Genomic DNA, 25,154 nt, shown 5'->3' with positions numbered 1-25,154 from the left:
CGGTAACCGAGGAGGGTGAAGATCACGATGCCGACATGCGAACGCGCCCCGTTCGCGAGAGACCGGGACGCGTAGACATTAGGAAGTAATCATCCGTACGGCAACCGCGCCGGGAAGTGTCAACGTCGCAGGAAGGCGCTCACGTCGGCATCCCGCCCGAATTCGACGTAGCCGGGGTCATGCTCGAGGTGGATCGCCAGCTGCTCGTGCACCCGACGGTCGACCACCACCAGATCGAAACCACCGAGGAACGCCGCGGCCAGCCGCCCGTCGGGCCGCGCGTACGTGCGCCCGAGGGAGTCGAGATACGAGATCGGTAGCGTCTCCACGCGCACGTCATGCGCCACGCGTCCGATCAGCGACGGGTGATACCAGAGCAGACGGTCGGCCTGCACTTCATCCACCAGCAGGCGCCGTCCGGGGATGGCCTCACGCGCCACCTGATCGCTGAGCCGGATGCCGTCGGGTCGATTGAGCGTATAGTGCGAGAGCAGCGGCACGCCGAACAGCAACAGACCCGCGGCGGCAGGCACGCCAATCCGCGACACCCGTCGCAACAGGGCATCGGGTTCGATGCGGATCCGTGAACCCAGGGCCTCGTCCAGCACGACCGGCAAAAGGCCGATTGCCGCCAGCGCCAACGGTGTGGCATAGCGCGCTGACATGATGGCCATGGCACTCAGCAACCCGATGGTGAGCAGCGTGAAGCTTTCCATCGTGCGCGCTCCGCGCACGACCAGCACAACGACCGCGCACACGAACAACGTAGCCGCCGGGACGCGCTCGAACGACAGCGGATACCACTCACTGATGTACTCGCGGAACGCGGGATTGCCGACGGTCTGCTCGTAGTAGCGTACGACGTCGCTGCCGTACGGCGTGATGAACACGGCGAGCGTGAGGCTGAGCGTGAGCACGACGTCGCGGACCAGCAGCCGCCCGGCGACCGGGCGATGCTCGCGAACGGCGTCGAGCATGCGGGCCACTGCCGCGAGCACCGCGAACACCGGTGCCAACAGCACCGATCCGTGCACGTTGGCCCACAGTATCGCCGCCGGCAGCAGCAGCCAGGTGGTACGACGCGGAGCGCGCACATCGCCGGAGAGCACCAGCGGGAAGAACGCCAGGAAGGGAAACGCGATCGATTGCGCGCGCAGCACGAACTGCGACGCCATGCCGATGAGCGCGAAGAGCACCACGAGCAGGGTGCGACTCTCCGTCGCGCCGCGTCGCACGGCGACGGCGGCGGCTGACACGATGGTGCCGATCAGCAGCGTGGCGCCGACCAGCACCATGCCCGGCAGGCCGGCCAACTTCACGATCCCGTACAGACCCAGGTGCGACACCCATTGGATGTCCACCACCGACACGCCGAACCCCTGCTCCGTCAGCGCGTTGCGGGTGATGACGCCAGCGGCCGCCACCTCGCGACCGAGCACAAGGTTGTACCACGTGTCGCCCAGCACGAGCAGCGGTACTCGTATGACAACGAGCGCCACCGTGACGATGACCAGCAATCCGAACACCGGCGACCGCACGAGCTCACGCCAGTGCCGGCTAGCGGACAATGTGGAACGTCGACTGACGACCGAACGCCCAACGCACCTTGCCGCTCGCGTCGATGATCACGTCTTCTTCCTGCGCGGAGCGAACCTGCTGGTTGTTCCACTCCGGTACCGGCGTCGTGGCCTGCAATTCGATGGAGTACCACATGCCAGGGATGACCTTGTGGTCACCACGCCCCGGCACGCCGTCCTGATAGTCCCACAGGCCGATCAAGGCGCCGGCGCCGTGGCCATGCAATCCGATGGGATGCGAGTACAACGTGCCGTCGATCTTCTCATCGCGCATGCGCTTGAGCGAGGCGGCCAGCACTTCGTTGCCGGTACGCCCCGGCTTGAGCTCGCTGATCGTGATGTCCTGCAAACGATTCGATGCCAGTAGTGCCTTCTTGAGACCGGCTGGCACATCGGTCTCGCCATCGCGGAGTACGTACGCCATGTGCTGCGTGTCGGTGTTGAGCCCGAGCGCCGTGATTCCGAAGTCGCAATGGAGGACGTCACCCTTGAGAATCGTGGGATTCACACCGACCAGCTCCGGGCTGCCGAACTGTCGCTGCACTTCCACACTGGTCTGGAACCAGGTGGACAAACCCAGATCGTTCACGCGCTGCCGCATCCACCAGAGCACATCGTCGGCTTTCGTCACGCCGGGCGTGATCACCTTGCTCGAGAACGCTTCCTGAATGATCTCCCAGGCCACGCGATTGAGCTCGCGGTACATGGCTTCCTCTTCCGGCTGACGCGAGGCGATCATGTCCACCGCCAGCGCTTCGGCGGGCACCACCTTCGCGGCCAACGCCGGTCCGAGCGCCTGCAGCATCCCGTCGCGCTCACCGCTGGTCAGGCCGTCGGCAAACGCAAACGTACGGGAGGTGTTCACAGCGATCTTCTTCGGCTTGCGCTCGTCGATGACCTGCTTGAGCACGTTCCACTGCTCGTCGCCCCACAGCTCGGCCGAGCGCTCGTTACCACGGCTACCAGCGGCCGGCGCCGGCACCGGCTTCATGCTGCGCACCGCCTTGAACACGTTGCCCTGCGACGTGCCGCCCAGCGCGATACGCTCGATGCCGGCGGCACCGCGGTCGAAGAACACATAGATCGTACGACGACGTGCCGCGAACGTGGTCGGCGACGTGATCGCGGTGAACACCGGATCTTCGGCGTACTCGCGCATGGGGACGACCCACATGTCGACGCCTTCGCGACGCATGAGCGCCGGCAGCGTGCGCTCCATGCGCAGTTCGAGCCACTGCTGCTGCTTGAACGCCTGCTCACGCAGCGTGCCGAATGGGCGGAGCGTGTCGGCCGCGGTGGATCCGGACGTCCTCGTGCCCGGCGTGGCCGGGGTCACCACCGGCTGTGCAGAGAGCGTGAACGCCGACGTCGATACCGACGCCGCAGCCAGCAACAGAACGGGAAGAATTCGCACAGAAAGTCCTGCGGTTTGAGTTACGCTTCGCGAGTCGACGCTTCGCGCGGTTCCATGGCGCGACGGACCAACTGCACGGTGCCGCCCAACACGAGGGCGAAGACGGCGAGCACGATGGTGCGCTCGACCAAGGTTTGGCCGGCCATGGGCCACCAATCGGGCCAGGTGGCGACGCGCGATCCCACGCGTTCGCGCGAAAAGGCGATGAGCAGAGAGCTGGTTCCCATCTCGGCGAACACTTCGATGACCAGGAACAGCGCGACGCGAGGCGGCCAGCGCTTCACCGGGAAGTTGCCGAGGTGCCAGGTGAGCATGCCACAGAGGAACAGGACGCCGCCCACGAGTCCACCGACGAAGAGCATCCAATTCGTGCTGGCCAGCAGCGCGGCGCGCCACAATCGGAGCACGACGCCGGTAATGCCCGCCGGCTCCACCGTGCGGATGGCGAACGCGCGCAGGGGGTGCAGGCGCTCTTCGCCCCAGTGGATCACGTCCTTCGGAAAGAACCGGCTCATGCTGGCAAGCTACGTCCCGTCGGGACAGACGCCAGCCTTTCTCGCGTCCTGCTAGCGGCCCGCGACGTTTCCCAGCAGGAACTGCAGGCTCTCGGCGGAGTGCGTCTGCCAGTAGCTCCACGTATGTGCGCCGGGCCACTCGGCATAGCGATGCGGCACCCCCAGACGCGTGAGCGTGGCGTGCAGATCGCGATTCTGGTCGACGTAGGCATCATCGGCGCCCACGTCGAACATGAGCTGCGGCAGGCGGGGGCCAGCGGATGCTGCACGCTGCTGAACCAATTGCTGCAGCCGCTGCGCCATGTGTCCCGGATCACGGGCGTTCCAGCCGATGGTGTCCTTGCCCATCACCCACCGGAGATCCGACCAGAGGTTGCGGGCGGACGCCTGCAACTCGGCGGTTGTGTTGGCGTAGCGTGGGGGCGGTGCAAACGGCTTGGGACCGAGGTAGCGTGGCGACACGACGCCGGAGTGGCTGGCCGCCGCGGCGAACACGTCGGGATACTGCAACGCGAGGGTGATCGCACCGAACCCTCCCATGCTGAGGCCGGCGATCCCGCGGCTCTCGCGGCGGGCCACCGTGCGATATCGCGAATCCATATGCGACACGATGTCGCGCGCGATGTAGTCGTCGTAGCGCGTCCACGGCACACAGTAAGTCGCGGCGGGTTCGCGGCGCGTGGTGTCAGCGCGGCAAGCGTTCACATCGCCGAGCTGATTCCAGGTGGCATACCAGCCGTCATCGCCGTCGGGCATGGCAATGATCGCCTCCGGGGCGCCGGTATGTGCCAGCGAATCCATGGTCAGATGCAGCCAACCGGCGTCCACCCAATTGCGCTCACTGCCGGTGCGACCGTGCAAGTACACCAGCAGTGGATAGCGGGTGCGCGCGTTTGCTCGGTACGACGGGGGCAGATAGACCACGAGGGCCTTGTAGACCCCGAGCGACTGCGACCAGATAGTATCGGTGCGAACCGTGCCCGATGGCGTCCCCGTCTGCGCCCGCGACACGCTGGCGCTGCCCAGAGAGAGACCAAGAGCGAGCAGCAGCGCGGAGCGCGTCATTACTTGATGATCGTCCCGATGCGTCCCCATCGGATGTCCGTGAGGAACGGCAGGGGGCGTACGCTTTCGTCGGCGTTGTACGAGTAGTAGACGAACACCGGGCGGCCACGGACGTTCTCGCGCGGGACGAAGCCCCAGTAGCGACCGTCCTTGGAGTCGTAGCGATTGTCGCCGAGCATGAACAGGAACTTCGCGGGCACCACGAGCGGGCCCCAGTCGTCGAGCGTGGGCGACGCCGGTGGATCGCCGGCGCGCGTGCCGCGGACTTCGAACTGCTTCTGCCAGCTGAAGAGCGGGTGCGAGAAGCCGCCGTCACCCTTCGGATTTTCGGAGGCCGGGAAGCCCTGACGCTGGGCCATACCGTTCACGTGGAAGACACCGCCGCGCATCCAGACCGTATCACCGGCCACGGCCACGAGGCGCTTCACGAGAATCGGATTCGGATCTTCGGGCTGATCGACCTGATCGGGCGAGACGAACACCACGACGTCGCCGCGTTCCGGGTCGTCGTATCCCGGCAGGTTGATGTCGGTGAACGGGACGTGCGGGCCGTATGCCAGCTTGTTCACGAAGAGCCAGTCGCCCACCAGCAGGGTGGGGATCATGCTCCCGGAGGGAATGCGGTAGGCCTCGATCAGGAACGTCCGGATGGCAAGGAAGATCGCCAGCGTGACGAGAATCGCCTTGACGTTTTCCCAGAGGGTGGAGCTGCCGCTGCCACCGGACGACTTGCCGGCGCGGAGGTTCGCCACACTCTTGCGATCGGTGCTGCTTTTCGACGAACTGCTTTTCGAGGCCACGGGCGGTGCGGTTGGGAAGTCGAGGACGGACTAGATCAAAGGGGCGCGCCCATCAAGGACGCGCCCCTTCAACATACGCAGCAAACCGTCGGGAGTTACGACAGGTGCTTGGAGACCAGCGACGTCATCTCGAACATGCTGACGGTCTTCTTGCCAGCGAACACGGCCTTCAGCTTGTCGTCGGCGTTGATGTTGCGCTTGTTCTTGGCATCCTGGAGGCCGTTCTTCTTGATGTACGCCCAGAGCTTCTTCACGACTTCCGTGCGCGGAAGCGGCTTGTCGCCGACGACAGCCGCAAGCTCCGGGCTCGGCGTCAGGGCCTTCATGAACGCCGCGTTCGGCGTGCGCTTGGCGGCCTTCTTGGCCGGCGCCTTCTTCACGGCGGCCTTCTTGGCCGGGGCAGCCTTCTTCACAGCGGCCTTCTTGGGGGCGGCCTTCTTCGCAGGCGCCTTCTTGGCGGCGGCCTTCTTCGGGGCGGCCTTCTTTGCAGCTTTCTTCGCAGACTTCTTCGCAGCGGCCATGTTGTCTCCTGAGGTGGTAACCCGTCGGGTCGCGTCGAGCGGTACAGCTCTCGACAGATCTCGCGAAGACGCGGTTACGTCTCAGCGGACGGCCAAAACTACAATCACGAATACGTCGCGCAATAGTGTTTTTGTGTTTTTCCCTCTGAAAAACGCACTTCTCATCGAATTTCGCGGATTTTTTTCAGTGTTTTTCCCTCGGAGAATCGTTTTTCGCCATTCTGTTGCTCGAGGAACGCGACGAGTGCGCGGAGGATTTCCCCCTCGACACGACGCGATGTGAGGCGCACGTAGCCGCGCGGATCACCGTCGAAGTCGTCGAGCAGCAGGTGATTGGTGTGCGCCAATCGCACGATGCGCGCGTCGCGCAGCGCCGCCGCGAGCTCGCCGGATTGCTCCACCGGCACCTGCCGGTCGTTCTCGCCGTGCAGCAGTAGGACGGGCTGTTCGACGCCGCGCGCGATGGTGCGCGGATCGAGCGAGAACCAGGTGCGCAGCCAGGGGTCGGTGGCGGCGATCGCATCGGCATCCGATTCCGCGCGCGCCAGCACGGCCGCGCGTTGTGCGGCCGGCCATGTGGTGAGATCGCCTGTCACGAGTGTCGCGCGCTGCCAGCGAGCGATTTCGCGCCCGGGGCGTGACGCGGCACCGAGCAATCCGAGCACCCACACGCGGGGATCGTCGTGCGCGACCAGCAGCGCCACCAGGGCGCCCTCGCTGTGTCCGACGAGAGCGATGTGTTCGGGCTGCACGCGCGCGTGACCACGCAGCCAGCGGACAGCCGCCGCCGCATCGCGCGCGAAGTCTTCAGTGGTGGCCCCGTCAAAGCGTCCGGTGGACGCGCCCACACCGCGGTCATCGAGTCGCAGTACCGCGAAGCCGGCGGCGAGCAGCGTGTCGGCGATGTCGACGAAGGGTCGATAGCCCGGCAATTCGGTACGTGCGCCGTCGCGGTCCTGCGCACCGGAGCCGCTCAACAACAGCACGGCCGGCACGGCAGACAGCGCGGAGCTGCCTGCGGCCGCCGTCGTCGGGGTCGACGGCAGCGCGAAATCGCCGGCCAACGTGACACCGCTGTCGACTACGATCCGGACTTCGGTGTGCGCGACGGCGGTCGCGGGCGGCACGGTGTGGCCCTCACAGGCCAAGAGCGCCGCCGTGAGGACGACGCCCGCGTTCCGCCACCGTTTGCCCATCATCGTGCCCATCAGCATGCCCATCAGCATGCCCATCAGCCGCGCGGCGGCTCCTTCGCCAGCGCACGCAGCAGCGCGACAGAGCGCACGTCCCACGGGTCGGGCGTGTCGTCGTCTTCGGCGATGTCGGCGTGCTCCTGCGGCGTCTCGAGGATGAGCGGCACCCCCTTCGCGCGGCGGTCGTGCAGCAGCCAGCTGAAGGCGTCCGCACCGATCAGCCCTTCGCCAATCAGGGCATGCCGGTCACGATTCGACCCGAGGGCCCCTTCGCTGTCATTGAGATGGAAGAACGCTGGTGGTTCGCCGGTGGCCGCTTCGAACTCGTCGAGCACGCGCGTGAGATCGGCGCGCGAGGTCGCGATCGGATATCCCGACGCGAACAAATGGCAGGTATCGAGCCCGTAGCCGGTGCGTGCGCGATCGGCCGCCGGTATGCCGGCCAGCATCGCACCGACTTCCTCCGGGGTGCGCCCCACGGTCGTACCCGCACCCGCCGTATTCTCGATGAGCAACCGCGTATGACTGGCCGGCACTGCCTTGAGCGCGCGACGCATGGCTTCGGATACGCGGGCAATAGCTGCCTCGCGGTCACCGTCGGTGGCGGCACCGGGATGAAAACAGACACCCGCTACGCCGAGCGCCGTGGAGCGCTCGAATTCCTTCGCAAGTGCCGCCGCGGCCCGATTCCACTTCTCCTCATCGGGCGTCGCGCAGTTGATCACGTATGCGGCATGCACAATGACATGCTCGGGACGAATGCCAGCCTCGGCCAGCGCCTCCTGATATCGGGCGAGCCGGTCGGGCTTCACGCCGACTTTGTCGTTGTAGAACTTCGGGATCGCACTGAAGATCTGCAGGGATTGCATGCCCGCTTTGCCAGCGCGACGCGCCGCCATGGGGATGCCACCGGTGTCGATGCAGTGCGCACCAAGAAGAAGCGACATCGTCAACGCTCCACGCGGGCACGCCGCAAACGGAAGATGGGATCGGCGCCAGCGGCTGTTTCACTCCAACCGACCACGACGGCGCGCCCCCGCACCAGCACATGCGGATCGCGGGCGTCGGAGATGCCGCCGCTGGCGGTGAGTCGGTCTTCAAAGAGATGGCCCGACGTGCGCGACACGGCGAGGCCGATCTTCCGGCGACCGAGTCCGCTGTTCGGATCTTCGTACGCCACCGCAACCACGTCGGCGTCCACCGCGACGCGGGCGTCGCCGATGCGTTCACCGTAGATGATCGCGACGGGCGGTTCGAACTGCGACCGCGGGTCCATCTGGTGCGCGTAGAACACGCCGGGCCCTTCCGGACCGGTGAGCGCGTACGCGACGTGGACGTAGCCATACTTCTTGTCGATGGCGACACTGGGCGCTGGACGGGCACAGCCGTAGGCGCCGCGATCGGCCGCCTGCGCGTCGCCAGGACCCTGATCGAGCGAATCGATCATGATCGGTCCGCGCCAGGCGCTCCCCTGCACCGCCACCGAGGCGCCTGCGACCCCACCAGCGGTCGAATCTCCCGCCGGGGCCACCACGCTATCCCGCCACGCGGCCGCGAGTCTCACGCGCCCGGCTGCGCCGCGGCTCCACCAGACGGCGACGTGGCCGCGCGCACCAGCAGACACGACGCGGATGGAGCGGGCGCAGCGCAAGGAGTCGGCCGGAGCGTTGCCGTTGCCCAGCGACGTCAGCGGCGCCGAGGCGGTCTGCACCGGCGGCAGCGTGGCGTGGTTCGCGACCGAGTCGCGAGCCTCCGGCATGCTGGTCAGCGTTGGCTCGAGCAGGTTGCTGCCGCCCGCCTCACGCCAGAGATCCTGCGTCAGCAGGAAGTCGGCATACGGCGACGATGCGTCGAGGGTGGAGTCGGTCGCCACATACGGCGGGTACACCAGCGGCGACGGCAGATTGGTCGCCACCGCCTCGGCATCGACCCAGCGGATCGCCGGCTTCTCGCAGGCGGCGACGACCAGTGCGAAGGTTAGCGGCGCCAACGCAACCTGGCGGCGGTTCCGAGCCAGACGGCGGGGAGCGGAGGTACGGTCAGGAGGCAGGTCCATACGCGAAGGGTACTGCAAGATCCGCACGACGCTAGCTTTCTGGTTCCTTATCCTGCCCTCTCGGAGAACGTCTGATGTCTTTTGCCGCCTTCGATGGCACGCGTCGCGTGCCGGTCGCCGCTAACGAGCCGGTGCGCACCTACGCGCCGCACTCGCCCGAAACGAAGAACCTGAAGCTCCGTCTCGATCGCATGGCGACCGAGCAGGTGGAGATCCCGATCGTGATCGGCGGCCGCCGGATTCACACCGGCAACACCGGCACGGTCACCATGCCGTGCGATCACCACCACGTGTTGGCCACGTACCACAAGGCCACGCCGGAGCTGGTGCACGAGGCGATCGCGGCCAGCGCGGCGGCCTCCGCCGAGTGGTCGAGCTGGCGCTGGGAAGACCGCGCGGCGGTGTTTCTGCGCGCCGCCGAGCTGCTGACCACCACATGGCGCGACACGATCAACGCGGCCACGATGCTGGGGCAGGCGAAGACGGTGCATCAGGCCGAGATCGACGCGGCCTGCGAGCTAATCGACTTCTGGCGCTTCAACGCGCAGTTCGCGCAGGACCTCTACGCCGAACAGCCGTTGTCCGACCACACGATGTGGAACCAGCTGGACTACCGTCCGCTGGAAGGGTTCGTGTACGCGGTCACGCCATTCAACTTCACCGCGATCGGCGGTAACCTCCCGGGCGCCCCGGCGCTGATGGGCAACGTGGTGATCTGGAAGCCGTCGGCGACGGCGCTGCTGTCGTCGTGGTACACGATGCAGCTGCTGGAAGAGGCGGGACTGCCGCCGGGGGTGATCAACTTCATTCCGGGTGACGCGGCGATGATTTCCGACATCGCGCTGGCACACCGCGATTTGGCCGGTGTGCACTTCACCGGCTCCACGGGCGTGTTCAACAGCATGTGGAAGACGATCGGCTCGAACATGGGGACGTACAAGTCGTACCCGCGCATCGTGGGCGAGACGGGCGGCAAGGACTTCATCGTGGTGCACCCGAGCGCCGACCCGCAGGCCGTCGCGGTGGGCATCGTACGCGGCGCGTTCGAATATCAGGGGCAGAAGTGCTCGGCGGCCAGCCGCGCATACGTGCCGAAGTCGATGTGGCCCGACGTGAAGGCCCGCTGCGTGGCGATGATGGCCGAGATGAAGCAGGGCGACGTGCGCGACTTCTCGAACTTCGTGGCGGCGGTGATCGACCAGAAGGCGTTCAATCGTCTGAAGGGCTACCTCGACGACGCGAAGACCTCGGCGACGATCGTCGCGGGCGGCGGCTATGACGATTCGAAGGGCTGGTTCATCGAGCCGACGATCGTGGAGACGAGCGACCCGAAGCATCGCATGCTGTGCGAAGAGCTGTTCGGCCCGGTGATCACGATCCATCCGTACGACGACCACGCGTGGCGCGAAACGCTCACGCTGGTGGACACGACGTCACCGTACGCCCTGACCGGCGCCATCTTCTCGCGCGACCGTGGTGCGGTGCGTGAGGCGATGAGCGTGCTGCGTCAGAGCGCGGGCAACCTGTACATCAACGACAAGCCGACTGGCGCCGTGGTGGGTCAGCAGCCGTTCGGTGGCGCGCGTGGCTCGGGCACGAACGACAAGGCGGGCTCGAAGCTCAACCTGATGCGCTGGGTGAGTGCGCGGAACATCAAGGAGACGTTCTCGAGTCCGTTGGATTGGAAGTACCCGTTTTTGGGGTAGGGCTGGGTTTGGTGGTGGCGGATGGACTCACGTGAGTTCTGGGTTTTGAGTTGAAGTTCGGAGTCGCGAGTGGTTGGACTGCTTCGGCTTGACTCACGACTCCAGACTTGAACTCATTACTCGAAACTCACCGGTTCATTTTTTATGCGTACCCTCCGTTTCATCACCGCCGACGTCTTCACCTCCGAACCCTTCACGGGCAATCAGCTTGCCGTGGTGTTTGGCGCCGAGGGACTTTCCACCGAAACACTGCAGGCCATCACGCGGGAGTTCAACTACGCGGAAACGACGTTCGTGTTCGCGCCGGAGGATCCGTCGCATACACGGCGGGTGCGCATCTTCACGCCCGAACTCGAGGTGCCGTTCGCGGGACATCCGACCATCGGCACGGCGCATGTGCTGGTGGCGAGTGGAGAAGTGCCGGCGGTGGGGAATGAGATGACGCTGGTGCTGGGCGAGAACGTGGGCCCGGTGCCGGTGCGTATTACGCTCGAGAACGGCGTGCCGGTGCACGCGCAGCTCACGACGGCGCAGTTGCCGGAGGAGCGCGTGGAGGTGACCGACCTCGACGCCGTGGCGAGTGTGTTGTCGCTGTCCGCGTCGGATCTCGTGGGCGGCGCGCATGCGCCAGCGGGTGTGAGCTGCGGCTTGCCCTTTCAGCTGATCGCGTTGAGCAGCGTGGAGGCGGTGGAGCGTGCGCGACTGCGCACTGACGCTTGGGAGTCGGTGCTCAAGGGCACCTGGGCGGCGTGGCCAATGGTGTTCGCGATGGCGCGAGACGGTGATGCGGCGCAGAACGCCGCCCGGGATGCGTTACTGCCGGCGCATGTGCGCGGCTGTGATATCCGGGCGCGGGTGTTCGTGCCCGGCTCCACTGTACCGGAAGACCCGGCCACGGGTTCGGCGAACGCCTGCCTGGCGGGCTACCTCGCCAAGCGCACGCCGCGCGACGGGCTGCTCACCTGGGAAGTCGCCCAGGGCGTAGAGATGGGTCGCCCCAGCCGGCTGCACATCGAGGCGCACAAGACCGGTGGCGTGATCGATGCGGTGCGCGTGGGCGGCGCGACGGTACTGGTGAGCGAAGGGACGATGGCGGTGCGGTAGGGCGGTCGGGGGACGCACTCATTCTGAACGGAACAGCTTTACCGCGAATTGGCGCTGACACCCGCGGATGGACTGCGCGCACCGCTCGGGATCGTCGTGGCGATTGAATTTAGGAAATGTTCTGGGGATTTAATTGGCGGCCATTCGCGTGAATCCGCGGTGTGGTGGTTTGTATCGCCGATTCTCAACGGAACAGCTTTACCGCGAATTGGCGCTGATACACGCGGATGGACTCCGCGCACCGCTCGGGATCGCCGTGCGATTGTTTTTAGGAAATGTTGTGGGGATTTAATTCGCGGCCATTCGCGTGAATTCGCGGTGTGGTGGTGTGTATCGCTGATTTTCTACGGAACAGCTTTGCCGCGGGGCCCCGACGCTCGCTATACGCTGACCGGCGGGAACTCGCCGCTGGTCTGACCGAACCGTAGGGCGTCGAGACCGTGTGACCAGAGCACGACGCGATTGCGGCCACTGCGCTTGGCGGCATAGAGCGCTTCGTCGGCGCGGGAGCGAAGGGCTTCGGCAATCGAATCGTCGGGCACCGTGTCCGACACCACGCCCACGCTCACGGTCACCGTGACCTTCGCTTTGGGCTCACCGAAGGTGCGACGACGGAATGCCTCGAGGATGCGCACTGCGAGATGCTGCGCGCCAGCCGCCGAGGTGTTCGGCGCGAGCACCATGAACTCCTCGCCACCGGTACGCGCCACGATGTCGTCGGTACGTGCGTTGGCGCGCAGCAACTCGCCCGTCTCGGCAATCACTTGATCGCCCACCAGGTGACCATGCGTGTCGTTCACCAGCTTGAAGAAATCGAGATCGATGGCAATGAGCGCCACGTCGGTTTGTGCACGGGCGGCGCGCGCCAGTTCGCGACGGTACTGCTGCTCGAACCCGCGACGGTTGTAGCATCCCGAGAGTGGGTCCGTTTGCACGATGCTGGCCAACTGGGTGCGCATCCGGTTGTAGGCGCGTCCCACGGTCGTGATGGCGTCCGGGCTCTTGTCGGCCGCCACGTCATACGAGTTGGCGAAGTCGCCTTCTTCGGCGCGCTCGAAGATGGCCACCAGCGTGCCCAGTCGGGCATGCAGGCTGCTTTGCACGCGAATGACCAGCAGCGAACCCAGACAGAAGAAACCAAGCGTGGTGAGCGCCTCGGGCCACGAGACATCGTTGCTGTAGCGCTGCGCGATGTCGTTGATGAGCAGGAACGCGGCGGCGATCGCGGCGAGCAGCAGCAACGCCGGCGCGCGACCGAAGTACACGTGCGTGAGCTGCAGCGAGAAGAGCGCCAGCAGCAAGCCGCGATGGTAGTCGCTGGGCTCGGCCAGAAGAAACACCAGCAGAAACACGACCACGAGGTCGGCCACGACCATGAGCGTGGAGAGCGTACGCCCCGCCGCCCGCGTACGCTGCACCAGCGCCCGAATGCCCAGCACTAGCGCGACGTAGGTGACCGCCACGAGCCCCAGGACGCGGTCGGCCGAATCCGGACCGACGGTGACGTAGGCAACCGATGACAGCGTGAGAATGCCCGCGCTGCGCAGGCCGACCGCGATGATGCCGGCGACAAGCGCGAGCACGAGGCGATATCCCGTCTGCCAGAGGAGGATATCGGCGTTGGCGACGTCCGTGCGGGGGGTTTCGCTGTTCATGAGGATGTGTGGCAAGACAATAACGCGCCTGCGGCACGTCCACCAACCTCACGTACACCCCCGTTCGCTACCCGGTCCCGCCTGCTGTGACCTAGGCCACAGCCTCCAGCACCTTACCGTCAAACAACTGCACCGTCCGATCGGCGTGCTGCGCGTAACGGTCGTCGTGCGTCACCATGCAAATGGTGGAACCGTTGCCGTGCAGCTCCCGCAGCAGGTTCATGACCGCTTCTCCGTTCTTGGAGTCCAGATTGCCCGTCGGCTCGTCGGCCAGCAGAATCGCGGGATCGCCGGCGACGGCGCGGGCGACCGCCACGCGCTGCTGCTGGCCGCCCGAGAGCTGCGGCGGATAGTGCTTGGCGCGGTGGGTCATCCCCACGCGCTCGAGTGCCTTCTGCACGCGCTCCTTCCGTTCGGCGGCATCCATGTCCCGATACGTGAGCGGCAGTTCCACATTTTCCCACACCGTCAGATCGCCGATCAGGTTGAACGCCTGAAAGATGAAGCCGATTTCGCGATTGCGGACGCGCGCCCGGTCGGCGGGCGCGAGCTGTCCCACCGAGGTGCCCGAAATGCGGTAGTCGCCCGACGACGGCGTATCGAGCAGACCGAGGATGGCCAGTAGCGTGGTCTTGCCGCAACCAGACGGGCCGGCGATGGCCACGTACTCCCCTTTGCGGATATCGAAGTGCACATCGGCGAGTGCGTGCGTCTCGAGCTCGTCGGTGTAGAACACCTTTCGAATGCCCTTCATGTGAATCAGTGGTTCCGACATCGCTGGCTCCGGTGCTGGCAGTGGGAAGGTGTTCATTTGATGCGCACGCGATTCACATTCGCGTAGCTGCTCATGTCCGACAGGATGATGCGGTCGCCCACCGAGAGTCCGTTCAGGATCTCGATGGTGTTCACACTGCTGCGCCCGAGCGTGACCGGCACGCGCACAGCGATGGAGCCGTCGGCGTCGAGCCGGAACACCGACGTCGTGCCCGAGCCGGCGCTCGAGGTCGGGCGCCCTGAGTACCGCACGTTCGCCATGCGGTCGATCACGATCGTGCCATCCACGCTGAGATCCGGTACGGCACCCGAAGGAAGCGCACCGTCGAGCGCGACATCGATCGTCACCGATCCGCCCTGCGCCGACGGGTCTTTGCGCATCACCTTGCCGCTCACCAGTCCGTTGCGCGTGTCGATCGACGCGCGCTGTCCGAGTTGCACGTCCTTAGCCTGCGACTCCGGGATGCGCAGGACGGCCTTGAGCTGGCCGGGTTGCACGACCTTCGCGAGTGTGGTGCCCTCGGGCACCCACTGCCCGAGCTGCAGCGTGAGTTCCTGCAGGACGCCGGCGTCCGGCGCGCGCACCTGCAGCGATCGCAGCCGCGCCTGCTGGTTGTCGGCGATGGCGCGCAACTGCACCACACGCGATGCCTGTACGGCGATCTGCGAGTCGATGGCCTGCCGCATGAGCGACAAACGTTCCTGCTCGACCCGCACGCGCGTGGTGAACTCTTCCGCCGACGCCTTGCGATTCGTGGCCTCGAACGCTGGCACCAAGCCCATACGCACCAGCGAGTCGGCCGCGCGCGCTTCCTGCGAGCTGCTCACGTACTGCGTGCGCGTGGAGGCTACCGTGCCCTCCTGCGTAAGGATCGCGCTCCGCAGATTCGTACGCAGGTTGATCAAGTCGATCTGCGCCTGCTGCACCTGTTGCTCGGCCTGCATGGTTTGAATCTGCAGGTCGGGATTCGACAGCTCGAGCAACAGGTCGCCAGCCTTCACCGCGCTGCCCGACTCGGTGTTCACGCGCTCCACGCGCGCCGAGGCCTGCGCTGTGATCCAACGGATGTGTTCGGGCACGAGCGTCCCAGGGCCGCGCACTTCACGCACCACGTCGCCCTGCTTCACCGTGTCGATCACCACCGCGGCGCTCTGCACGGTAGGTACCGCCGGATCGAGTCGCGTGAGGGCCACCGTCACGAGCACGACGACGGTGATGGCGGCGCCGATGATGATCTGCCGTTTGTACGACTTCGTGGGAGTACGAATGATATCCATGAAAATCGACCTCAGTCGAAGCGCAGCGCATGCATAGGATCGACCTGCGCCGCTCGGCGCGCGGGAAGATAGCCTGCCGTGAGGGCGACGACGGTGAGCAGGACGACCGCGGCCGCGAACACCACGGGATCATGTCCTTCGAGCTTGTAGAGCTGCGACTGGGCGGCGCGGCCGAGCGCGAACGCCGCGGCCATCCCGATGGCGGCGCCGATCACGGTCATGGTGCCCACCTGCCGCATGACCAGGGCGCGTACCCGCCCTGCGTCGGCGCCAAGGGCCATGCGCACGCCAATTTCACGGGTGCGCTGTGCCACGGAGTAGGCCAGCACGCCGTAGAGCCCCACCGCCGCCAGCAGGGTGGCCAACACGGCGAACGCGGACGCCATGATGCTGATGAACCGGTCCATGAACAGATTCTCGCGAATCTGCTGGGGCATCGACTTGAGGTCCTCCACCGGAACGGTGGGATCGAGACGCTTCATCAACGCAGTGATGCTCTTGAGCAACTGCTCGGGCGGCGTCGCGCTGTTCACGTAGAAGTAGAGGCCACTTACCGATCCGCGCTGGCGCCACGGGGTGTAGAACACCGGCGGCACATCATCCTTCACCTGGGAATACTTGGCGTCCTTCACGAGGCCAACGATCTGCATGTCGAGCGAATCTTCGCCCTCCGACATGAACTTGCCGATGGGATTCGTACCGAGATTGAACTTCTTCGCGAACGCTTCGTTGATCAGCGCGACCTTGCCACTGCCGAGCCGATCCGATTCGGAGAACTCGCGGCCGGCCAACAGCTGCATGCCAAGCGTTTTGAGGTAGGCGGCGCCGATGGCGTTGAAACGCGCATTGGCATCGACATCCGGGCCGTGCGCGAAGCCCTGCACACGCACATCATTGCCCCAGTTGTCGCCGGCAAGGAGTGGAACGATCGACGAGCTCACCCCGGTTGCGCCGGGGAGCGCGGCCAGCTCCTGTTCCACCCGTTCGTAGAACACGGCCGCCCGCGTGCTGTCGTAGCCACTGCGCATCGGCGTGATGGAGAACGTCGCGACGTTGTCGACGCGCAGTCCGAGGTCGGCGCTGCTCACGTTGACGAGGCTCTTGAGAAAGAGGCCGGCCGAAATGAGGAGCGCCATCGACAGTGCGATCTGCGACGTCACGAGAATGGTGCGGAAGCGGGACGCCGATCGCCCGCCCGCGATCTGTCCGGCACCGGCGCGAATGACCGTGATGAGGTCCGAGCGCGTGCTGTGCAATGCGGGAAAGAGACCGAAAAGCAGCCCGGTGCCGATCGCCGTCACGGCCGCGAAGAGTACCATCGACGGCTGCAACCTGAGGTTGAGCGTCGCGAGCGCCTCGGGCGGCATGAGTGCGCCGACCGCGCGGAGCGTCCAGACGGCGACCAGCAAGCTGACCAATCCGCCAAGCACGGCGAGCACGAGCGATTCCGTGAGCAATTGCAGAAGCAGCTGTCGACGCGTGGCCCCCAGGGCGAGCCGCACACCCATCTCGGTAGCACGGGTGGCACCGCGCGCGAGCAACAGGTTCGCGATATTGGCACAGGCGATCAGGAGGACGGTCATCGTGATCGCGAAGAGCATGTACAACGGCGTCTTCGCTTCGCGGTTGACGCTGCTCTGCCCGCGCTCTCCCGCCGTGAGCAGTAGCGACTTGGCCTTGAACAGCTTCATGGTGGCATCGCTCATGCCTTCCTGGAGCGGCGCCTCGACCTCGGCGAGAATCGGCTTGTACGTGGTGTTGAGCTGCGAGCTCGCCTGCTCGAGAGACACGCCGGGCTTGAGACGGCCGAACACATACACCCAGTAGCTGCGGCGATTATCGAACGCCGGCCGCCAGGTGGTGATCGCCGCCCGCATGCTGATCGGCGCGTACAGCGCCGGCTGCGCCCCCAGCGTCGTACCGCGAAAGCCGGCGGGTGCTACGCCGACCACGGTCAGCGACTTGCCATTCACGAGAATCGTCTGGCCAACGATCGCCCGGTCTCCGCCGTAGTGCTCCTGCCAGAACTCGTGGCTGAGCACGGTAACGAAATTGGCGCCGATCACGGCGTCGTCGGCCGGCTGCAGCAGGCGACCAATGGCCGGCGCGATGCCCAGCACGCCGAAATAGGAGCCGGAGACGAACGTCCCCTGCCCCGTCATCGCTTCATTCTTGATGGAGAGATTCGCCCCGAACAAAACGTGCGCGGCGAGCCCACTGAAGGGCGTCTGCCGCTGCTCGAGATCGCGAAACATCGGGTAGCTGAACACCTCTTCGCAGTCGCCGGCCTGCCCGCAGTTCGTCGATCCGGGCTTCGGACCCGGGGCGGAAAGATTCACGAGCTGCGCCGGTTCATTGACAGGCAGCGCGCGAAGCAGCATTTGATCAAAGAGCGAAAAAATGGCCGCATTCGCGCCGATCCCCAGTGCCAAGGAGGCGATGGCGATCGACGTGACGAAGGGCGTCTTGCGCAGCATGCGCAAGGCGAGCGTGAGATGTCTCATGGCAAGCACTCGGTAAGCGATTCGGCGACGGAGCATCGGCGCCACGTTCGATAGACAGCGGCACCGGCAATACGGTTTGAATCGTCTCGACTCGCTTCACAACGGATCGTCTGTGGGGAGGTTTCAGGCCCCGAACCAGACGGTCTTTTCGTGTCCACCCTTCACGCGAAGCCCGATCTTATGAGTGCGCACAACGCCAGCGGCACCCTGTTCACCGATGACGCCGGCTCCGCCTACGGCCCGCGCGACGCGTGTGGTGTGGGCTTCATCGCACGCCAGAGCGGCGAGCGCACACATGAAGTGGTGACACTCGCGCTCGAGGCCTCCGCCCGGCTTGCGCATCGCGGAGCGTCGTCGACTGACAGCTCGGCCGATGGCGCCGGCGTCATGACGCAGATCCCTCGGCGCCTGTTCATTCTGGCGGCCTCGCGGCTCGGCGTGCACCTACCGGCCGACGCCGCGATCGCCGTGGGCATGTGCTTCCTCCCGACCGAGCCGGTCGCCCAGCAGGATGCGATCGCCCTCATCACCGACGTGTTGCTGGCCGATGGGCTGCCGATTCTGGGCTGGCGCGATGTGCCCGTGCGCCCTGAGGTACTCGGACCGTCGGCCCGCAACTCGATGCCGGCGATCCGGCAGGTCCTGATCGGCCGACCGGCCGGCAGTGACGACGATGCCTGGGAACGGCAGTTGTATCTCGCGCGCCGTGAGATGGAGCATCGCGCGCTCGCCCGCGGCACTGATCCGTTCTACATCTGCTCCATGTCGTGCCGTACGGTGGTATACAAGGGACTGCTCACCGGCGGACAGCTCGGCGACTTCTTCCCCGATCTGCGTGACGCCGCGTTCGAAAGTGCGATCGCCGTGTTCCACGAGCGATACGCCACGAACACGATGCCGCGCTGGGATCTCGCGCAGCCGTTCCGCATGCTCGCGCACAACGGCGAAATCAATACGCTGTGGGGCAATCGCAATGGCATGGCGATGCGCGGCTCGCTGCTCGAGGCGCCGGCCTTCGGTGAACTGGCGGAACGCGTGCGCGATCCGATCCGTCCGCGCGGCAGTGACTCGGCCAGTCTCGACAACGCGCTCGAACTGCTGGTGCGCGCCGGACGTTCGCCGGTGCACGCCACGATGATGCTGGTGCCCCAGGCGTGGGAGAAGTATCCCGACGTGGAGCCGGTGGTGAAGGCGTTCTACGAGTACCATCAGTGCGTCATCGAGCCGTGGGACGGCCCCGCCGCCCTGGCGTACAGCGATGGTATTCAGGTAGCGGTGTCACTCGATCGCAACGGACTGCGTCCGTGCCGGTACAAGATCCGCGCCGACGGCATGGTATCGGCGGGATCCGAAGTGGGCATTGTCGACTTCGATCCGCGCGACGTGGTAGAGACGGGCAAGCTTGGCCCCGGCGGCGTGTTTCTCGTCGATACCGCCGGCAAGCGCATCGTGCGCAATCTGGCCGCCAAGCGCGAAGTGGCCACGCGACGGCCGTACGCGAAGTGGATTGCACAGGCCATGTCGACCCTGCCCACGAGTGACGGCACGGAGCCGCTGGTGCGCAGCAGCGATCAATTGCGCGCCACGCAACTCGCGTTCGGATACAGTCACGAGGATCTGCGCCTCGTGCTCGAACCGATGGCGACGACGGCGGCGGAGGTGGTGTACAGTATGGGCGACGACGCGCCACTGGCGGTGCTCTCGCCCAGTGCGCCACCGTTGTATTCGTATTTCCGTCAACGATTCGCGCAGGTCACGAATCCTCCCATGGATTCGCTGCGCGAGTCGATGGTGATGTCGTTGCGCATGCACCTCGGCCGACGCGGATCACCGTTGGTGGAGAAGCCGGCGTACGCGCAGATGCTCCGCATCGAACACCCGGTGCTGCTGCCGGAAGAAATGTCGGCGCTGCGATCGTTCCCCGGCTTTCCCTGTGCCACGATCGACGCCACGTACGAAGGGCATTCGCGTCCTGAGGCGCTCGAGGCAGCACTCGACACGCTGTGCCGTCGGGCCGAAGTCGCCGCGCGCAAAGGGGCGCGACTGCTGGTGATCAGCGACCGGAAGATGAGCGCCGAGCGGGCGCCGATTCCCGCGCTGCTGGCCGTCGGTGCCGTACGACAGCATCTCGTGCGCGCCGGACTCCGCGCGCGCGTGGGACTCGTGGTGGAAGCGGGCGACGCGATGGAGCAGCACCATGTGGCCACACTCGTGGGCTATGGCGCCGAAGCGGTGCATCCGTGGCTGGCCATGGAAACGGTGGCTACACTGTTTGCCGAGGCAGCACACGGGCGCACGGATGCCGATGCCGAGCGCCCCGGTCCTGCGCTGGCACAATCGCGCTATCGCGCGGCCGTGGAGAAGGGCTTGCTGAAGGTGTTGGCCAAGATGGGCATCTCCACACTCGCGTCGTACTGCGGCGCGCAGACGTTTGACGCCATCGGCCTTGGCGCTGACGTGATCGACCGCAGCTTCGCCGGGACGACGTCGGCGTTGGGCGGGCTCACCATGCGTGAGCTGTCGGAAGATGTGCTGTTGCGTCATCGTCGCGCCTACGGCGCGGACAACCTGGCCACGTCGGCGCTGCCGGACTTCGGTCGCGTACGCTTTCGCAAAGAGGGCGAGCAGCACGCGTGGGCGCCACAGACGGTGTTGGCGTTGCAGCAGGCCGTTGGCAGCGCACGGGCTTCGCGCGCTGGTACGAGCGCCGATGACGCATGGCGTACGTTCGCCGAACGCGCGCAGGGAACGATGCCGGCCACCGTGCGCGATCTGCTCGCGCTCCGCCACGTGACGCCCATCTCGATTGACGACGTGGAGCCGATGGAAGCCATTCGCGCGCGGTTCATCTCGTCGGCGATGTCGCTGGGCTCCCTGTCGCCGGAGGCGCACGAAACGATCTCGATCGCCATGAACCGGATGCAGGCGCGCTCGAACTCTGGCGAGGGCGGCGAGGATCCGGTGCTGTATATGCGTCCGGCGAGCGAACGCGCGGACAGCCGTATCAAGCAGGTGGCGTCGGCGCGCTTCGGCGTGACCACCGAGTACCTGGTGCGCGCCGAAGAGATCGAGATCAAGATCGTGCAGGGCGCGAAGCCGGGCGAAGGCGGGCAGCTACCGGGCTTCAAGGTGACCGATCTCATCGCGCGGCTGCGCCATTCCACACCCGGCGTCACGCTGATCTCGCCTCCACCGCACCATGACATCTACTCGATTGAAGATCTCGCGCAGCTGGTACACGATCTAAAGACGGTGAATCCACGGGCGCGCGTGGGAGTGAAGCTGGTCGCGTCGTCAGGCGTGGGCACGGTGGCGGCGGGTGTCGCGAAGGCGTTCGCTGACTACGTGCTCATTGCCGGACACTCGGGTGGTACCGGCGCGTCACCGTTGTCGAGCATCAAGCATGCGGGCGCGCCGTGGGAGCTGGGGCTGGCTGAAGCGCAGCAGGTGCTGATCGAGAACGGGCTGCGTCATCGGGTGGAAGTGCGCGTGGACGGCGGCCTGCGCACCGGGCGCGACGTGATCATTGCCGCGCTGCTTGGCGCCGAGTCGTACGGCTTCGGCACGGCGCCTCTGGTGGCGATGGGGTGCGACATGGCGCGTCAGTGCCACCTGAATACGTGCCCCACCGGCATCGCGACGCAGCGCGAAGACCTGCGCGCGAAGTTCCGCGGCACGCCGGAGCAGGTGATCGGCTTCTTCTCGCGCATGGCGGAGGACGTACGCACCGAGCTTGCGTTCCTCGGCGCGCGATCGCTCGACGACATCATCGGTCAGGTGGAGTTGCTGCAACGCGCGGAACGACCGGAAATGCCGCGATCGGCGATGCTCGATTTGTCGATGGTGTTGTCACCGCCGCGCCGGAAGGACGAAGCCCGCCGACGCACGCTGGTGCGTAACGAGCGGCACGGCAACGACTCGCTCGATGCCCAGATTCTGCTCGATGCGGCGTCCACGATCGCCACCGGTGCGGAGTTCCACGGCTCCTATGTGATTCGCAATCACCACCTCACGGTGGGCGGACGCGTGGCCGGCGCGTTGGCCGAGCGCTTCGGTGATGCTGGGCTGCCCGACGGTACGTTGCACGCCGAGTTCCGCGGCAGCGCGGGGCAGAGCTTCGGCGCCTTCGCGCTACGCGGCATGCGCCTGTCGCTCGAAGGGGAGGCGAACGACTACGTGGGCAAGAGTCTGAACGGCGCCGAGATCAGTGTGCGTCCGTTCCGCGATGCGCGCTATCGCGGGGCGAGTCACCTGAACATGATCATCGGCAACACGGTGCTGTACGGCGCTACCGACGGGGTGCTCTGTGCCGCCGGTCAGGCGGGTGACCGGTTCGCGGTGCGGAATTCCGGTGCGTGCGCGGTGGTGGAGGGCGTGGGCAACCATGCCTGCGAGTACATGACGGGTGGCGTGGTCGCCGTACTCGGTCGCGCCGGCCGCAACTTCGGCGCGGGGATGTCGAACGGGGTGGCTTATGTCTTCGACGAAGCCGACACGTTCGCGAGCCGTTTGAATCACGAGATGGTGCTCTTGGCGGATCTCGATCAGGATGACACCGAACTGTTGTCGCGACTGCTGCAGCTGCATCAGCAGCGGACGAATAGTGCGCGGGCGCGCTGGCTGCTGGATGGATGGGAGCAGCAACTGCCGCGGTGGCGCAAGGTGAAGCCGCGCGGCACCGCCGAGCATGTCTCGCGCATCCGCGATGGCTGGACCACGCGGTTGGATGGGTTGCTGGCGACGCCGCTGGAAGGGGCGCGCTAGCGGTCGTCAGGCGCGTACCTGGGCGACTTTGAACAAACAGCTTTCACCGCGAATTCGCACGAATGTCCGCGAATGACATCGGCGTTCCGAGCGGAGTCGTTGCGCAATCTTTCAGGCAGTTTGTTGTTTGCCATCATCCGCGGGCATTCGCGTGAACCCGCGGTGATGCTGTTTGGCCTTGTGCGTCCCTCGAGCGGCGACGGTGAAACGTTTCATCATCGGGCGCCCGTGCTAAGCAGCACGTTTCGTGAAACGTCGCCGTCGACCGGTCCCTCGAGCTGCAGTTCAGGCAAATAGCGGCCAATGCAGGACTTACGTGAATGCTCCGGGACACGACGCGGGTGGTCTCGTTCGTGCCTCGCTCCGGTAGTGCGACGCCATGCGATCGCTCAACCGCCCGCTCCTGCGGGCCTACCACACCGGAGCAGAGATGATCCCGAAAATTGTTCTGACCACGACGGCGGTCCTCGCGATGTTGACGGCGGCCGCCCCGGCTGCGCTGCGCGCCCAGGCGATGGGCGCGCCGCAGGACACGGCCAAGTCGGCCATGAAGACCGACGCGATGAAGCCGGATGCGATGAAGCCGGATGCGATGAAGCCCGACGCGATGAAGCCCGATGCGAAGCGATCGAAGGCCGACAAGAAGAAGGCCGACGCCATGAAGAAGGACGGCATGGCAAAGCCCGACGCGATGAAGCCGGACGCGATGAAGCCGGACGCAATGAAGCCGGACGCCATGAAGCCGGCTGGCATGAAGCCGCCGCGCTGAGCGGGCGCGTTACCGCAGCATCGACGCGATCCGCTCTCGGATCATCGGGCTTGGATCGTCCTGCAGCTTGAGCAACATGGCGTCGGCCACCTCGGGGTGGCCGCGTCGCAGGGCCTCGATGGCCGCGATGCGCAGCTCCGTGCCCTCGAAGCTGTTGGCGGGGGTTTCGCAGACCTGCTGCAGGCGGTGGCGGGCACGGGGCGTTTGCAGATGGCCGAGGGCCGCCACGATCTCGAGCTGATACTCGATCGCTTGTTCTTCGTTCAGCACACCCACCAGTCGGTCCGGGAGCGGCTCGCCATCGGGAGCCGCGAACACGATCGACAGGGCGCGCGTGCGCACGTCGACCGATGGGTCGAACAGCACCGATTCGAGTCGGGCGAGGGCGACCGGTCCGCCGATCTGACCGAGGGACACCACGGCGGCGATCCGCACGCGGTGATCAGCGTGCCGCAGGGCTTGTCCGATGGCGCCGATCGCCGACTGCGCTCGCGTCTCGCCCAGCAAGCAGACCGCGTTGCGGACCACGTACCAGACGTCGTGCGTGAGATACTCGCGGGCCACGTCCGGAGTCGCGTTGAGCGACACCATCGTGTCGTACAGGGTGCGACGGTCGCCCACGTCGATGGCGGCAATCAGCTGCAAAAACGTGGCACGGGCGCCGGCGGCCCCCGCACGCTGCAACAGGGCGATCACGTCTTCGGGGGGCACCTTGGTGTCCAGCAACTGCTCCACCACGAGCTGGAGGACCATCGGCGTGGCGGCCTTGCCGAAGTGCGCGGCGAGCGACAGCTCTCCGAGCTCACGACAGAGGATCACGCCGTCTCCGCGCGCCACGGCCAGCTCGATCCGACTGAAGTGGGCCTCGACGTCGGCCGACAGGTGGGCAACCGTCGCCGACGGGGCGGGAGCCATCGGCTGCGACAGCGGACGGGCGGCGGCCAGGGGGGCCGACGGGACCCGCACGAACTCCCCGGTGTGGGCCGACAAAAAGCGGACGTTCCAGATGGACATCGCGTCCGCCGTCTCCATCAGCTGGACGGCGTCATCGTGCTGCTCGCCGATCAGCAGGCCGGCGAGCTTCAGGAACTCCGCGTCGGTCATCGTGGTCGCGAGCTCGATCGCATCGAGTCCGTGCAGTTCGAGCGCCTTCCCCATGGCCACAACGCCATCGGGCACCCCCGGGTCGGTGGCCCGCGTCAACTGCCGCCGATCGAGCACGACGCGACCGACACGGGCCAGCGCAGTGAGCCGAGCGACGCTGGCCAACACTTCGGGCAGCGGGGCACGCTCGCGGAGCTGCGCCATGAGCATGGCGAGCGCAGCGGCGTAGACGAATTCGATGGGCAGGGGCGCTCCAGGCAGGACGGGGAAGACTGTTAAAGGTCGTCTGCTAAGCGGTTGGGCTCAAGCGCGACTTTTCCGTGGCGGATATTTCATCGACCGGCAAGTCGTGACC

General features: G+C 66.1%; 18 protein-coding genes. 4 read left to right on the top strand and 14 right to left on the bottom strand.

What is annotated here, in order from left to right:
- Nucleotides 1–119: 119 nt before the first annotated feature.
- The 9 genes from HKW67_RS20555 to HKW67_RS20515 all read right to left on the bottom strand — a co-directional run bounded on the left by HKW67_RS20555 (nt 120) and on the right by HKW67_RS20515 (nt 9,075).
- Complete coding sequence (locus HKW67_RS20555) at nt 120–1,568, bottom strand: hypothetical protein (RefSeq protein ID WP_171227176.1); 1,449 nt, start codon at nt 1,566–1,568, stop codon at nt 120–122.
- The gene (locus HKW67_RS20550) at nt 1,558–2,991 is read right to left on the bottom strand and encodes a M24 family metallopeptidase (protein ID WP_206044519.1); all 1,434 of its coding nucleotides are present in this window, start codon (nt 2,989–2,991) and stop codon (nt 1,558–1,560) included. The genes HKW67_RS20555 and HKW67_RS20550 overlap by 11 nt, the downstream gene beginning before the upstream one ends.
- Nucleotides 2,992–3,011: 20 nt before the next feature.
- Nucleotides 3,012–3,506, bottom strand: a complete 495-nt coding sequence (locus HKW67_RS20545; protein ID WP_171227175.1) for a hypothetical protein — start codon at nt 3,504–3,506, stop codon at nt 3,012–3,014.
- Nucleotides 3,507–3,557: 51 nt separating this feature from the next.
- Nucleotides 3,558–4,571 carry an alpha/beta hydrolase gene (locus HKW67_RS20540; protein ID WP_171227174.1) on the bottom strand — a complete coding sequence of 338 codons (1,014 nt, stop codon included), beginning with the start codon at nt 4,569–4,571 and terminating at the stop codon, nt 3,558–3,560.
- The gene (gene lepB / locus HKW67_RS20535) at nt 4,571–5,371 is read right to left on the bottom strand and encodes a signal peptidase I (RefSeq protein ID WP_171227173.1); all 801 of its coding nucleotides are present in this window, start codon (nt 5,369–5,371) and stop codon (nt 4,571–4,573) included. Before lepB ends, HKW67_RS20540 begins: the two co-directional genes overlap by 1 nt.
- Before the next feature lie 95 nt (nt 5,372–5,466).
- Nucleotides 5,467–5,892 (bottom strand): SWIB/MDM2 domain-containing protein, encoded by a 426-nt coding sequence (locus HKW67_RS20530; RefSeq protein WP_171227172.1) that lies wholly within the window; start codon nt 5,890–5,892, stop codon nt 5,467–5,469.
- Between the two features lie 161 nt (nt 5,893–6,053).
- Complete coding sequence (locus tag HKW67_RS20525; protein WP_171227171.1) at nt 6,054–7,124, bottom strand: alpha/beta hydrolase family protein; 1,071 nt, start codon at nt 7,122–7,124, stop codon at nt 6,054–6,056.
- Nucleotides 7,124–8,032 (bottom strand): deoxyribonuclease IV, encoded by a 909-nt coding sequence (locus HKW67_RS20520; RefSeq protein WP_171227170.1) that lies wholly within the window; start codon nt 8,030–8,032, stop codon nt 7,124–7,126. Before HKW67_RS20520 ends, HKW67_RS20525 begins: the two co-directional genes overlap by 1 nt.
- Nucleotides 8,033–8,034: 2 nt before the next feature.
- Nucleotides 8,035–9,075 carry a hypothetical protein gene (locus HKW67_RS20515; RefSeq protein ID WP_171227169.1) on the bottom strand — a complete coding sequence of 347 codons (1,041 nt, stop codon included), beginning with the start codon at nt 9,073–9,075 and terminating at the stop codon, nt 8,035–8,037.
- 140 nt (nt 9,076–9,215) lie between these two features.
- Here HKW67_RS20515 and pruA point away from each other — a divergent pair, with 140 nt between their 5' ends.
- A complete protein-coding gene (pruA, locus tag HKW67_RS20510; RefSeq protein WP_171227168.1) occupies nt 9,216–10,847 on the top strand; it encodes an L-glutamate gamma-semialdehyde dehydrogenase in 1,632 nt (543 codons plus the stop codon).
- Nucleotides 10,848–10,991: 144 nt separating this feature from the next.
- The gene (locus tag HKW67_RS20505) at nt 10,992–11,951 is read left to right on the top strand and encodes a PhzF family phenazine biosynthesis protein (RefSeq protein ID WP_171227167.1); all 960 of its coding nucleotides are present in this window, start codon (nt 10,992–10,994) and stop codon (nt 11,949–11,951) included.
- A gap of 380 nt (nt 11,952–12,331) precedes the next feature.
- On the opposite strand, the gene HKW67_RS20500 is transcribed toward HKW67_RS20505, so the two are convergent.
- From HKW67_RS20500 to HKW67_RS20485, 4 genes are all read right to left on the bottom strand, one after another.
- Entirely contained in the window at nt 12,332–13,606 is a 1,275-nt protein-coding gene (locus HKW67_RS20500; protein WP_171227166.1) for a GGDEF domain-containing protein, read from the bottom strand.
- 91 nt (nt 13,607–13,697) lie between these two features.
- Nucleotides 13,698–14,381, bottom strand: a complete 684-nt coding sequence (locus tag HKW67_RS20495; protein ID WP_171227165.1) for an ABC transporter ATP-binding protein — start codon at nt 14,379–14,381, stop codon at nt 13,698–13,700.
- Nucleotides 14,382–14,413: 32 nt separating this feature from the next.
- A complete protein-coding gene (locus HKW67_RS20490) occupies nt 14,414–15,658 on the bottom strand; it encodes an efflux RND transporter periplasmic adaptor subunit (RefSeq protein WP_171227164.1) in 1,245 nt (414 codons plus the stop codon).
- An 11-nt stretch (nt 15,659–15,669) separates the two neighbouring features.
- A complete protein-coding gene (locus HKW67_RS20485) occupies nt 15,670–18,162 on the bottom strand; it encodes an ABC transporter permease (RefSeq protein ID WP_171227163.1) in 2,493 nt (830 codons plus the stop codon).
- A gap of 150 nt (nt 18,163–18,312) precedes the next feature.
- Here HKW67_RS20485 and gltB point away from each other — a divergent pair, with 150 nt between their 5' ends.
- Both gltB and HKW67_RS20475 read left to right on the top strand, forming a co-directional pair.
- Entirely contained in the window at nt 18,313–22,926 is a 4,614-nt protein-coding gene (gene gltB, locus HKW67_RS20480) for a glutamate synthase large subunit (RefSeq protein WP_171227162.1), read from the top strand.
- A 430-nt stretch (nt 22,927–23,356) separates the two neighbouring features.
- Complete coding sequence (locus HKW67_RS20475; RefSeq protein ID WP_206044518.1) at nt 23,357–23,695, top strand: hypothetical protein; 339 nt, start codon at nt 23,357–23,359, stop codon at nt 23,693–23,695.
- Between the two features lie 9 nt (nt 23,696–23,704).
- Here the strand turns inward: HKW67_RS20475 and HKW67_RS20470 are convergent, their stop codons facing one another.
- On the bottom strand, nt 23,705–25,009 hold the full coding sequence (locus tag HKW67_RS20470) for a HEAT repeat domain-containing protein (protein WP_171227161.1): 1,305 nt from the start codon (nt 25,007–25,009) through the stop codon (nt 23,705–23,707).
- Nucleotides 25,010–25,154 lie beyond the last annotated feature (145 nt).

This window comes from Gemmatimonas groenlandica, assembly GCF_013004105.1.
GTDB lineage: Bacteria > Gemmatimonadota > Gemmatimonadetes > Gemmatimonadales > Gemmatimonadaceae > Gemmatimonas > Gemmatimonas groenlandica.
This window is presented reverse-complemented; position numbering and strand designations above follow the sequence as displayed.

Bases quoted from the DNA above. Each gene is read 5' to 3' on its own strand.
- HKW67_RS20545 (WP_171227175.1), bottom strand. From the start codon at position 3,506: ATGAGCCGGTTCTTTCCGAAGGACGTGATCCACTGGGGCGAAGAGCGC.
- HKW67_RS20475 (WP_206044518.1), top strand. From the start codon at position 23,357: ATGATCCCGAAAATTGTTCTGACCACGACGGCGGTCCTCGCGATGTTG.
- HKW67_RS20495 (WP_171227165.1), bottom strand. From the start codon at position 14,381: ATGTCGGAACCACTGATTCACATGAAGGGCATTCGAAAGGTGTTCTAC.
- HKW67_RS20485 (WP_171227163.1), bottom strand. From the start codon at position 18,162: ATGAGACATCTCACGCTCGCCTTGCGCATGCTGCGCAAGACGCCCTTC.
- HKW67_RS20490 (WP_171227164.1), bottom strand. From the start codon at position 15,658: ATGGATATCATTCGTACTCCCACGAAGTCGTACAAACGGCAGATCATC.
- HKW67_RS20540 (WP_171227174.1), bottom strand. From the start codon at position 4,571: ATGACGCGCTCCGCGCTGCTGCTCGCTCTTGGTCTCTCTCTGGGCAGC.
- HKW67_RS20530 (WP_171227172.1), bottom strand. From the start codon at position 5,892: ATGGCCGCTGCGAAGAAGTCTGCGAAGAAAGCTGCAAAGAAGGCCGCC.
- HKW67_RS20500 (WP_171227166.1), bottom strand. From the start codon at position 13,606: ATGAACAGCGAAACCCCCCGCACGGACGTCGCCAACGCCGATATCCTC.
- HKW67_RS20505 (WP_171227167.1), top strand. From the start codon at position 10,992: ATGCGTACCCTCCGTTTCATCACCGCCGACGTCTTCACCTCCGAACCC.
- HKW67_RS20470 (WP_171227161.1), bottom strand. From the start codon at position 25,009: ATGCTCATGGCGCAGCTCCGCGAGCGTGCCCCGCTGCCCGAAGTGTTG.
- HKW67_RS20520 (WP_171227170.1), bottom strand. From the start codon at position 8,032: ATGTCGCTTCTTCTTGGTGCGCACTGCATCGACACCGGTGGCATCCCC.
- HKW67_RS20525 (WP_171227171.1), bottom strand. From the start codon at position 7,124: ATGGGCATGCTGATGGGCATGCTGATGGGCACGATGATGGGCAAACGG.
- pruA (WP_171227168.1), top strand. From the start codon at position 9,216: ATGTCTTTTGCCGCCTTCGATGGCACGCGTCGCGTGCCGGTCGCCGCT.